Raw genomic sequence first — 11505 nt, 5'->3', positions numbered from 1 at the left:
CTGAGTCGTTCGTCTTGTTCAAAAGACTTACCGATAAAGGACGAGGTCGAACCCCTTCCTGATGTGTTTCTCTTCCATATTAAAGAAAGGGGAAACGACATCAAAATTGTCGAGTTTTTTGAGGATGATTACGTGAGCTAGTAGCTCACCTAGCATACCAGTCCGGGTGTTCAAATCCTTGGTGGAATAGCGATCCCAAAATGACTTCAGGGTGGCCTTATACTTGAAAATCACCATGTTACGGCTGGCTAAGTCGGCGCCGTGGCAAATCCGTGTCAGGTTGTCCCTTAGTGCCGTCTTCATCTCATCGGACAAGTTCTCTACACAGCACATTGCGTACTGACCGGTTTGCTTGAAAATAACGCCATCCATAACTCAAATATCCAAAGGGGCCACAGTCTCTGAAATCCTCCCGCTGCATCCATCGCAGCGGCCTGGGGTTCTGGCAGACATTTTTGGGCTTTCTGAATTGGCCTCTTCTACTGGGTAGCTGAGCCAGCGAAGGGGCTGGAGGAGCCATAAGGGCACTATACCATTCGATGAAGTATAGCAAGATGATCCTGTTGAAAGTAGAGACTAACGTCTGTGGCTGTGGGGCTACTTTGAGACTTGGGCGAAGTCGACCCAGCACACGTGCTAACAACTTGTAACGACACAATCACGGTATTCTTTAATTGGATACGTAGCGCATATCGACGCCCGCAAGATCCGATTCGGGATTCGCGTCGTCGAACAGATGTCTCTCGGAAAATGGGCACGCATTTCATGGGCATCGGTCGAACTCATCGCCTTGGCGACCGCGCAACATGAAATCGGAACGTATATTGAACGACTGCTAACGGGCAATCACCGGCGCCCGAATGGCGGACTGGTACCTCCGCCGAGTGGCTCATGTTGGCCGATTTGGTGAGGTTGCCAACAGCCGCTTAGTGGCACTCCAGTTTGCAAAATCTGGATCTGGTTGTTAACCGGTTTGGAGAAAGTTGTCTGACCGAAGTGGGTCGACAAGCGCCTTTCCCCAGAAAACCGCGAAGAACAAAAAAACGCCCGTCACCGGGCGCCAAGACACGATGCCGAGCCGTCCTGAACGGCCCGGCCACTTCTTTCCCGCTCAGTGCGACATCAGCACCGGCGCGGTCATCGACTCGAGGATCGTTCGCGTGACGCCGCCGAGCACACGCTCATGCACCCGCGTGTGACCGTATGCGCCCATCACCAGCAAGTCGGCATGTACATCGAACAGGCGATTGAGCAGCACGGCACCGGTCTTCACGCCGGGCACATGCGGCGTCGCCGAAAACGACGCGCGAATGCCGTGCCGTTCCAGATACGCGGCGAGATCGATGCCGGCGGGCGCGTTGTCCGCTTCGGCGCCGTGGCTGCGCTGCACCGCCTCGATCGTCACGAAGCGCGCGCGCTTGAGCAGCGGCAGCGCGTCGGCGACCGCGCGGGCCGCCTCGCGGCTGCCGTCCCACGCGATCATCACATTCTCGCCGAAGGTCTTCGGCAGGCCGGCGTAGGGCAGCACGACGGCCGGACGGCCCGAGCCCATCAGCAGGTCTTCGATGAAGTTGCGCGCGATGTACGAGGCCGGCTCGTCGGGATCGTACTGGCCGAGCACGAGCAGATCCGCATGCCGCGCGTGCAGCGTCGCGACCTCGGTCGGTGATCCGGCCGGCGCGCGCCACTCGACGGCCCGGCCGACCCGCTCGGCGGCAGCGTGGAAACGGTCATGCACGGCCTGCCGCCGCTCGGCGTGCTGCGCTTCGTTCTCGCCGAGCCGCAGGCTTTCGTCGGCGCGGAACAGCGGCTGAAGCAGGTCCTGGCACACGACGTACAGTCCGATCAGATGCGCGTCCCATTGCTGCGCGAGATCGAGCGCGAAGTTCATCCGCGCGTCGCAATGACGGCTGTCGTCGAGATGCACCAGCAAGGTCTTGTAATTCATCGCGTTTCCTCCGTGGTGTGGGTGCCGGTCTCGGCCGGCGACGGGCTGGCGCCGCGCGCCGGAATCATCAGCACGGGACAGGTCGCGAGCCGCAGCACCCGTTCCGCGACGCTGCCGAGCATCATGCGCGACACGCCCCGGCGGCCGTGCGTGCCCATCACGATCAGGTCCGCGTGCGATTCGCGCGCGGCCAGCTCGATGCGATGCGCGACATCCTCGCTCGGCGGCTCGACCTCGACGACGCGCGGATTGCCTTTCACGCCGCGCCTGGTCATCTGGCTGAGTGTCGTGGCGATCACGCGCTCGCCTTCGGCGCGGTACGCGTCGAGCAGCAGCGACGGATCGTAGCCGGGGGTGTCGAACGCGAGAATGGGAATATCGACGACATAGACGGGATGCAGCTCGGCGCCGGTGTCGGCCGCAAGCTGCAACGCGGTGTCGAGCGCGCGCGACGCGGTATCGCTTCCGTCGAGCGCGACGAGGATGTGTGAATACATGAAGACCTCCCAACCGCTCAGTGCGACATCAGCACGGGCAGCGTCATTGACTGCAGCAGCGTTCGCGTCGCACCGCCCATCACGAGTTCGCGCCAGCGCGCATGGCCGTATGCGCCCATCACGAGCAGGTCGGTGCCGGTTTCATACGCGCGCGACAGCAGGATCTCGCCGACATTGCGGCTGTCGCCTTCCTCGACGGTGATCACGTCGACCTTCTGGCCGCGGCGCGCGAGCGTCAGCGCGATGTCCGAGCCGGGAATGCGCATCCCGAGCGGCTCGCCCTTGCCGCCGGCGATCGTGACGACGGTGACCTGTTTCGCGTGTGCGAGGAACGGTTCCGCGTCATGGAGCGCACGCGTGGCTTCGCGGCTGCCGTCCCACGCGACGAGCGCGCGGTTGCCGATCGTCGGGAACGCGCCCGCGTAAGGGACGAACAGCACCGGCCGGCCGGCGGACAGCACGAGGTTCTCCGGGAAATGATCGTCGATGTAGGTCTCGGGATCGTTCGCGTCGGTCTGGCCGGCGACGACGAGATCCGCGTAGCGCGCCTGCTCGGGTACCGCGTCGTTCGCGCGCGTGCCGGCGACGACCCAGTCGCCCTTCAGCTTCGCGCGGGTGAGTTCCGCATGGAACAGCCGTTCAAGCGCCGCGCGGCGCTCGCCGCGCTGACGGTCGCGCTCCGCGAAATAGTCCGCATAGCCGGCCATCAGATAGAACGACGTTGGCTCCGGCGTATAGATCGCGAAGATCGCCGTCACGTGCGCGTTGAAATGTTTCGCGAGACGCAGCGCGACTTCGAGCCGGGGGTGCGCGTGGTCGCTCGCGTCCAGGTGAACCAGAATGCTCTTGTAGTTCATCGTGTGATCTCCTCGATGCCGTCGGCGGGCCGGCCCGCGTATGCCCTCCAGTCTATGAGCGGCGCCGGCCGCCCGCTTGACGCAGATCAACGGCGCTCCGGGCGTGCCGCGCCGGGCAGCCGCACGCCGCGCTTGATGCAAGTCAACGGGCCATTCGGCAGGTTGCATACATTGATGCGGTGATCGCCGGGCCGGCGTCACGCGGAGCGGATCGCGCCGGCCGCGCCCGGCCCGGATCGCCACGTGTCCGGACGGCGCACGCGCCACCGGCTTTATCTCATCGTCACGAATCGGGATCATCAAGGAGAGAGCAATGCAGCAGCAGACTACGCGCGTCGCGTTCGTCACCGGGGGCATGGGTGGGCTCGGCGCGGCGATCAGCCGCCGTTTGCATCAGGCCGGAATGACCGTGGCCGTATCGCATTCCGAACGAAATGATCATGTCGAGTCCTGGCTCGCGCACGAGCGCGAAGCGGGGCGCACCTTCCACGCGTACGGGGTCGACGTCGCCGACACGGCATCGTGCGAGCGTTGCGCGGCGCGGGTGCTGGCCGATCTGGGACGGGTCGACGTATTGGTCAACAACGCGGGCATCACGCGCGATTCGACCTTCGCGAAGATGTCGAAGGGCGACTGGGACGCGGTGCTGCGGACCAACCTCGACTCCGTCTTCAACGTCACGAAGCCGTTCCTGCCCGGCATGGTCGAGCGCGGCTTCGGCCGCGTCGTGAACATCGGCTCGGTGAACGGCTCGCGCGGCGCGTTCGGGCAAGCCAACTATTCGGCAGCGAAGGCGGGCCTGCACGGCTTCACGAAGGCGCTTGCGCTCGAAACCGCGCGGCATGGCGTGACGGTCAACACGATCTCGCCGGGCTACCTCGCGACATCGATGGTGGAGGCGGTGCCCGAGGAGGTGCTCCAGAAGCGCATCCTGCCGCAGATTCCCGTCGGACGCCTCGGCAAGCCGGACGAGATCGCGGCGCTGATCGCGTTCGTCTGCTCCGACGACGGCGCATTCATCACGGGCGCGGATCTCGCCATCAACGGCGGGATGCACATGCAATGAGCCCCGCGCGCAGACATGCGGCCAACGAGCCCGCGATGCGTGCGGCCGGCGAGCCGGCCGCGCCGCACGAGGTGACCCACGCGCACGCCGGCGCGCCGGCGCGGATGCCGGCCCCGGCGCAGGGCGAATGCGACGCGCCGACGCCGCCCGTGGGCGACGCGTGGGATCGTGCCGCGCATGCGATGGTCGCGGCGGCGACGCTCGGCATGTCGCCCACGTCGCTGGCGATGGCGGGCCTCGACTGGGCGATGCACCTGGCCGTGTCGCCGGGAAAGTGCGTCGACCTCGCCACCGAGGCGTGGCGCGCGGCCACCGCCGCGGTGCCGTTCGTGCCGGCCGCGCCCGACGCCGCGGAAACGGCGCACCACACCGCACGCGCGCATGCGGGCGGCGACCCGCGGTTTGCCGACCCGGTCTGGTCGCAGTGGCCGTTCAGCGCGTACCGCGACACGTTTCTGGCGGTGCAGCAGTGGTGGCAGGATGCGACGACCGGCATGCCGGGCGTCGACCGCCATCACGAGGAGATCGTGCGTTTTTTTGCGCGGCAATGCGTCGATGCGTGCTCGCCGGGCAACTTCGTCGCGACGAACCCGGTCGTGCTGGATGCGACGGTGCGCAGCGGCGGGATGAACTTCGCGGCCGGTGCGCGGCACTGGCGCGAGGACATGGAGGCGATGCTCGCGCACCTGCGCGGCCAGCCTTCCGCACCGCCGCGGAATTTTCGTCCGGGGCACGAGCTCGCGGTGACGCCCGGGCGCGTCGTGTTCCGCAACGAGATGTTCGAGCTGCTGCAGTACACGCCGACGACGCCGCAGGTGGCGCGCGAGCCGATCCTCATCGTGCCGTCGTGGATCATGAAGTACTACATCCTCGATCTGCAGCCGCACAATTCGCTGATCCGGCATCTCGTCGGGCAGGGCTTCACGGTCTTCGCGATCTCGTGGCGCAATCCCGGCGCCGAAGCGCGCAACGTCAGCCTCAACGATTACCTGGAGCACGGGCTGTTCACCGCGCTGCGCGAAGTGCAGGCGCGCTGCGATGCGCGCGTGCACGCGACCGGCTACTGCCTCGGCGGGACGCTGCTCTCGATCGGCGCGGCGGCGCTCGCGCGCGATGGCAACGCGGACGCGCTCGCGACGATCACGCTGCTCGCCGCGCTGACCGATTTCAGCGAGCCGGGCGAGCTCGGGCTGTTCATCGACGCGAGCGAACTCGCCGCGCTCAACGCGCTGATGTGGCGGCAGGGCTACCTGGACGGCGCACAGATGGCCGCGGCGTTCCAGCTGCTGAACGCGCGCGACCTGATCTGGTCGCGCATGATGAGCGAGTATCTGCTCGGGCGCCGCCTGAAGCCGAACGACCTGATGGCGTGGAACGCGGACACCACGCGGATGCCGTACCGGATGCACAGCGAATACCTGAAGCATCTGTTCCTCGACAACGATCTCGCCGAGGGCCGCTATTGCGTCGGCGGCAAGCCGGTGGCGCTCACGGACATCGATACGCCTCTGTTCGTCGTCGGCACCGAGCGCGATCACGTGTCGCCGTGGCGGTCGGTGTACAAGCTGCATCTGTTCACGCATCACACGCTGACGTTCCTGCTGACGTCGGGCGGCCACAACGCGGGCATCGTGTCGGAGCCGGGCCACGCCGGCCGGCATTACCGCTGCGCGACGCGCGAGCCGCACGCGCCGTACCGCAGCGATCATGCGTTCTTCGACGAGACGCCGCCCGTCGACGGCTCGTGGTGGCCGCACTGGTCCGCATGGCTCGCCGATCGCTCGTCCGGCAAGGTCGCGGCGCGCGAGGCGACGGAAGGGCTCGCCGCCGCGCCCGGCACCTACATCTTCGAATCCTGATCACGCGGCGCGCCCGCGCGACGCCGCTTGACGCAGGTCAACGGCGCGCCGCCAGCCAGTTCCTAAAGTGACGGGCATCCGTCATCGGAGAAACCCACATGAAAGCACTCGTTTATCACGGTCCCGGTCAGAAGTCGCTCGACGAGCGGCCGATGCCGGCCCTGCAGGCGCCCACCGACGCGATCGTGCGCGTCACGCGCACCACCATCTGCGGCACCGATCTGCACATCCTGAAGGGTGATGTGCCGAGCTGCGAGCCGGGGCGCATCCTCGGCCACGAAGGTGTCGGCATCGTCGAGCAGGTCGGCAGCGCGGTGACGGGATTCGCCGTGGGCGACCACGTGCTGATTTCGTGCATCACGTCGTGCGGGCAGTGCGAGTATTGCCGCCGCGGCATGTATTCGCACTGCACGACGGGCGGCTGGATCCTCGGCAACCGGATCGACGGCACGCAAGCCGAATACGTGCGGATTCCGCACGCGCAGACGAGCCTGTACCGCATTCCGCCGGGCGCGGACGAGGAAGCGCTCGTGATGCTGTCGGACATCCTGCCGACCGGCTTCGAATGCGGCGTGCTGAACGGCAAGGTGCAGCCGGGCAGCACCGTGGCGATCGTCGGCGCCGGCCCGATCGGGCTCGCCGCGCTGCTGACCGCGCAGTTCTTCTCGCCGGCCCACATCGTGATGATCGACCCGGACCCGAACCGGCTCGAGGTCGCGAAGCGCTTCGGCGCGACCGCTTGCGTGAACAACCGTCAGGGCGACCCGGTGGCGGAGCTGCGCGCGGCGACCGGCGAGGTCGGCGCCGACTGCGTGATCGAGGCGGTCGGGATTCCGGCCACGTTCGAGCTGTGCCAGCAGCTCGTCGCGCCCGGCGGCGTGATCGCGAACGTCGGCGTGCACGGCGTGAAGGCCGACCTGCATCTGGAACAGCTGTGGGATCGCAACATCACGATCACGACGCGGCTCGTCGATACGTCGAGCACGACGATGCTGCTGAAGACGGTCGGTTCCGGGAAGCTGGACCCGACGCGCCTCATCACGCACCGCTTCACGCTCGACAACGTGCTCGGCGCGTATGAAACGTTCGGGCACGCGGCCGATACGCACGCGCTGAAGGTCATCATCGAAGTCTCCTGAGCGGCACAGGCCGGCGCCGGCCGCAATCGCGCGGCCGGCGCTGGCTTGACGCGCCGCGCGCCGCTCCTGCACGGCAATCGCCAAACCCGTTTACAATTCGCCCGATGCCGTCCTCGCAGCGGGAATGCGGGGCCGGCCGTTGCACGGTCGATCACGTCGAGCGTGATGACACCATCTGCATCGACCTCCAGGAGCGCCGCCGTGTGGCACTTTCCCGTCGCTATCCCCTCATCGCTCGGCCCGTGGGCCGTGTTCGCCAGTGTGCTGATCACGCAGCTCGGCATGCCGGTGCCGGCCGTGCCGATGCTGATCCTCGGCGGGACGATGGCCGCGATGGGGCAGGCGTCGTACGGCAGCATGTTCTGCGCGGCGGTCGGCGCGACGATGATCGCCGATTCGCTGTGGTTCTTCATGGGCCGCACGCGCGGCCGGCGTCTGATCAACGGTCTCGTGCGGTTCTCGCTGTCGCTCGACACCACCGTGCGGATCGCGCGTAATGTTTTCGAAAGGCACGGCGCGCCGCTGCTCGTGCTCGCCAAGTTCCTGCCGGGGCTCGGCCTCGTGTCCGCGCCGCTGCTCGGGACGACCGCGATCGGCGTCGGCGTGTTCCTGCTGTGGGATCTGGCCGGCGCGTCGCTGTGGGCGGCCTTCTGGCTGGTCGGCGGCGCGGCGGTGCACGACCAGATCGTGCAGCTCGTGCTGTGGCTGCGCGCGAGCGGCGGCACGATCCTCGACGCGTTCGCGGCGATCTTCATCACGTTCGTGCTGTATCGCTGGGTGCGCCGCCTGCAGTTCCGGCGCTGGCTCGCGCAGATGCGGGTCTCGCCGCAGCAGCTCGACGAGATGATGCGGTCCAACGATCCGCCGCTGATCTTCGACGCACGCCCGCGCGCCGTGCGCGAACGCGAAGCGTACCGGATCGCCGGCGCGTATCCGCTCGATCTCGATTCGCCCGACCAGCTCGATCCCGAGCTGATGAAGCGGCCGATCGTCGTCTACTGCGTGTGCCCGAACGAGGCGACCGCGAAGCGCATCGTCGGCAAGCTGCACCGCAAGCAGATCCACCACGTGAGGGCGCTCAAGGGCGGCCTCGACGCGTGGGAGAAGCACGGCTACCCGGTCGAGCCGCTGCCGACGGACTTCGATGCGTCGAAGTACGAGGTGCCGCGCGAGCACGGCGTGATGGACGGCGAGTACACGGTCCGCGCAACGCTGTCGAAATAGGCGGCGCGGGCTGCGAAAGCACCGCCCGCCCTCCAAAAGGCATTCGTTTTTTTCGTCTTTTTCCCATTCCCCCAAAAAATCGACTGGCGCGATCCGCCGGAAGGTTCTTATAATCGCGCCTGCCTGTTTCGTGCGCGCCATCGCGCACTAATTCGTGGCGCGGCATACCGCGCCTGAACCGGGTTGCGCACACCGCGCGCACACTCAACACAATGACGGCGGCCAGACCGAGGCTGCCTGGAGACGTACGTGAAAAAACAAGACGACCAGCTCCATCGCGGGCTGGAAGAGCGCCACATCAACCTGATGGCGCTGGGGGCGACAATCGGCGTGGGCCTGTTCCTCGGCTCGGCGACTGCCATTCGCGCAGCCGGTCCGGCCATTCTCCTGACGTATCTGCTGGGCGGCATCGTGATCTTCCTGATCATGCGCGCGCTCGGCGAAATGGCGATCCACAATCCCGTCGCGGGCGCGTTCAGCCGCTATGCGCGCGACTATATCGGCCCGCTCGCCGGCTACCTGACCGGCTGGACCTACTGGTTCGTCTGGATCGTCACCTGCATGGCGGAAATCACCGCGGTCGGGGTCTACATGCACATGTGGTTCCCCGGCGTGGCGAACTGGGTCTGGGCGCTGGTCGCGCTGCTGATGATGGGCAGCGTGAACTTCATCGCGGTGAAGCTGTACGGCGAATTCGAGTTCTGGTTCGCGCTGATCAAGATCGTCACGATCGTGCTGATGATCATCGGCGGCGCGCTGATGATCACGCTCGGCATCGGCAACGGCGGCGTCGCGACCGGCATCTCGAACCTGTGGAGCCACGGCGGCTTCATGCCGAACGGCATCAGCGGCGTGATCGGCGCGCTGCCGATCGTGATGTTCGCGTACCTCGGCGTCGAGATGCTCGGCCTGACCGCGGGTGAAGCGCGCAACCCCGAGAAGTCGCTGACCAAGGCGGTGAATTCGGTGTTCTGGCGCGTGCTGATCTTCTACATCGGCGCACTGTTCGTGATCATGTCGATCTACCCGTGGGACCAGATCGGCACGCAGGGCAGCCCGTTCGTGATGACCTTCTCGCGTCTCGGTATTCCCGCCGCCGCCGGCATCATCAACTTCGTCGTGTTGACCGCCGCGCTGTCGTCGTGCAACAGCGGCCTGTTCAGCACCGCGCGGATGCTCTACAACCTCGCGCAGCAAGGCCAGGCGCCGCGCATGCTCGGCCGCGTGAACGACAAGGGCGTGCCGGTCTACGGCGTGATCGTGTCGGTCGCGCTGCTGCTGGTCGGCGTGCTGCTCAACTACCTCGCGCCGCAGCACGTGTTCGTGTGGCTCACGTCGGTCTCGACGTTCGGCGCGATCTGGACGTGGGGCGTGATCCTGATCGCGCAGATGCGGTTCCGCCGCACGCTGTCGGCCGACCAGGTCGCGCGCCTGCCGATCCGCCTGCCGTTCTATCCGTTCGGCTCGTACATCGCGATCGCATTCCTGACCCTCGTGGTCGTGCTGATGGCGTTCTCGCCCGACACGCGCATCGCCCTGGCGATCGGGCCGCTGTGGATCGCCGCGCTCGCGGTCGCCTACGCGGTGTTCTACGCGAATCGCCCGGCGCCGTCGGTGTCGGCGGGTTCGTAAGCAATACGCGTCGCGCGGTGCCCGCCCGGGCAGCGCGCGATGTGCCGGCGGCGCGCGCCACGCGCGCTCGCCAGGCTTGACCTGGATCAGTGATCCCCCGAGTCCAGGCTCTATCCTGACGGCATCGTTCGTCCGCGAACCACGCTGCCGTATCCCGGGCGCCGGCGCGCAAGCCGGCCAGGCCGCGCGCCGTCTACCGCGCTGCGTCCCGCGCCTCCGCGGCTGCCGCTGGTTTCTCGTTGCGGACGAAACGCAACGAACGGAGACCTTCTTCATGCAGACCGCCCAACCATCCCCGTCCGTCAACCGGATCGAGCTCGCCGTCGATACGACGCCCGCATCGTTGCGCGCCGCGCAGTACGTACGCACGCTGTTGCGCCCCGGCATGCAGCTGCGTGTCGCCAGCGTCGTCGAGAACCCGCGCGTGCTGCTGCCCGACTTGCCGAAGGTCGATTCGCTGCTCGCGGCGGCCCGCGACGAGCTGGCGCGCGAAGCGCAAGCCGCGCTCGACCGCGTCACGCCGTCGTTCGCGGACAGCGGCGCGCAGCTCGAAACGGCGATCGTCGATACCTCGGCGACGGGCGGCACGACCGCCGATGCGCTCATCGCCGACGCCACCGCCTGGCAGGCGGACCTGCTCGCGATCGGCGCGCGGCAGCATCACGGGCTGTTGCGGCTCGTCGAGGGCACGGTGTCGGAGACGGTGATGAAGCGCGCGCGCAGCGCGTTGCTGATCGTGCCGGCCGGGTACGAGCGCCCGATCGAATCGCCGCCGCAGCGGATGATGTTCGCGGTGGACGGCAGCGAGCCGTCGCTGCACGCGGTGCGTGTCGGGATGCAGCTCGCGAGCCCGTCGACGCTGCTTTACGCCGCCTATGTCGTGGATCGCGCGGTGCGCCTGACGGATCTCGTGCCGGTGCGCTCGCTCGAGGATGCGTACCGCGCCGAAGGGCAGGCCGCACTGGCCGAAGTCGGCTCGCTGTTCGCAGGCCGGGACAATCCGACCAAGCGCAGCCTGCTCGAAACCCATCCGACCAGCGACGACGTCGCGCACGCGGTGATGCGCGAGGCGGTGCACTGGCACGCTGACCTGCTCGTCGTCGGCACGCACGGTCGGCGCGGGCTGGCCGGCTGGCTGCTCGGCAGCGTGGCGCGGCGCGTCGCGCAACTGGCGCAGGTGCCGGTGCTGCTGGTGCGCGGCCAGGACTGAGGGCGGCGGGAGGCCAGCCACCGACCGCATCGCCGGTGGCCGCGCGGCGTGGGGACGTCCCGCGCCGCGCCAT

At 67.1% G+C, this 11505-nt stretch carries 10 protein-coding genes; 6 read left to right on the top strand and 4 right to left on the bottom strand.

Features of this window, described 5'->3' with window-relative positions:
• Nucleotides 1-27 precede the first annotated feature (27 nt).
• The 4 genes from LIG30_RS12280 to LIG30_RS12265 form a co-directional block, all read right to left on the bottom strand.
• A complete protein-coding gene (locus LIG30_RS12280; RefSeq protein ID WP_200929675.1) occupies nucleotides 28-372 on the bottom strand; it encodes a hypothetical protein in 345 nt (114 codons plus the stop codon).
• Between the two features lie 739 nt (nucleotides 373-1111).
• Entirely contained in the window at nucleotides 1112-1948 is an 837-nt protein-coding gene (locus tag LIG30_RS12275; protein ID WP_038712494.1) for a universal stress protein, read from the bottom strand.
• Nucleotides 1945-2445 carry a universal stress protein gene (locus LIG30_RS12270; RefSeq protein ID WP_038712491.1) on the bottom strand — a complete coding sequence of 167 codons (501 nt, stop codon included), beginning with the start codon at nucleotides 2443-2445 and terminating at the stop codon, nucleotides 1945-1947. The genes LIG30_RS12275 and LIG30_RS12270 overlap by 4 nt, the downstream gene beginning before the upstream one ends.
• Before the next feature lie 17 nt (nucleotides 2446-2462).
• Nucleotides 2463-3302, bottom strand: coding sequence for a universal stress protein (locus LIG30_RS12265; RefSeq protein WP_038712490.1), 840 nt, complete (start codon nucleotides 3300-3302; stop codon nucleotides 2463-2465).
• Nucleotides 3303-3615: 313 nt separating this feature from the next.
• Here LIG30_RS12265 and LIG30_RS12260 point away from each other — a divergent pair, with 313 nt between their 5' ends.
• The 6 genes from LIG30_RS12260 to LIG30_RS12235 all read left to right on the top strand — a co-directional run bounded on the left by LIG30_RS12260 (nucleotide 3616) and on the right by LIG30_RS12235 (nucleotide 11432).
• Nucleotides 3616-4368: a beta-ketoacyl-ACP reductase gene (locus LIG30_RS12260; RefSeq protein ID WP_038712547.1), complete on the top strand. Its 753-nt coding sequence runs from the start codon at nucleotides 3616-3618 to the stop codon at nucleotides 4366-4368.
• A 104-nt stretch (nucleotides 4369-4472) separates the two neighbouring features.
• Complete coding sequence (locus LIG30_RS12255; protein WP_235510291.1) at nucleotides 4473-6227, top strand: PHA/PHB synthase family protein; 1755 nt, start codon at nucleotides 4473-4475, stop codon at nucleotides 6225-6227.
• 98 nt (nucleotides 6228-6325) lie between these two features.
• A complete protein-coding gene (locus LIG30_RS12250) occupies nucleotides 6326-7366 on the top strand; it encodes a zinc-dependent alcohol dehydrogenase family protein (RefSeq protein ID WP_038712488.1) in 1041 nt (346 codons plus the stop codon).
• A gap of 201 nt (nucleotides 7367-7567) precedes the next feature.
• Nucleotides 7568-8590 (top strand): VTT domain-containing protein, encoded by a 1023-nt coding sequence (locus tag LIG30_RS12245; RefSeq protein WP_038712487.1) that lies wholly within the window; start codon nucleotides 7568-7570, stop codon nucleotides 8588-8590.
• 249 nt (nucleotides 8591-8839) lie between these two features.
• Entirely contained in the window at nucleotides 8840-10222 is a 1383-nt protein-coding gene (locus LIG30_RS12240) for an amino acid permease (protein ID WP_038712486.1), read from the top strand.
• Between the two features lie 274 nt (nucleotides 10223-10496).
• Nucleotides 10497-11432: a universal stress protein gene (locus tag LIG30_RS12235; RefSeq protein ID WP_038712483.1), complete on the top strand. Its 936-nt coding sequence runs from the start codon at nucleotides 10497-10499 to the stop codon at nucleotides 11430-11432.
• Nucleotides 11433-11505: the final 73 nt, after the last annotated feature.

This window comes from Burkholderia sp. lig30 (assembly GCF_000687455.2).
Lineage (GTDB): Bacteria > Pseudomonadota > Gammaproteobacteria > Burkholderiales > Burkholderiaceae > Burkholderia.
Note: the sequence above shows the minus strand (reverse complement) of the source record. Positions and strands in the feature narration are given on the sequence as shown.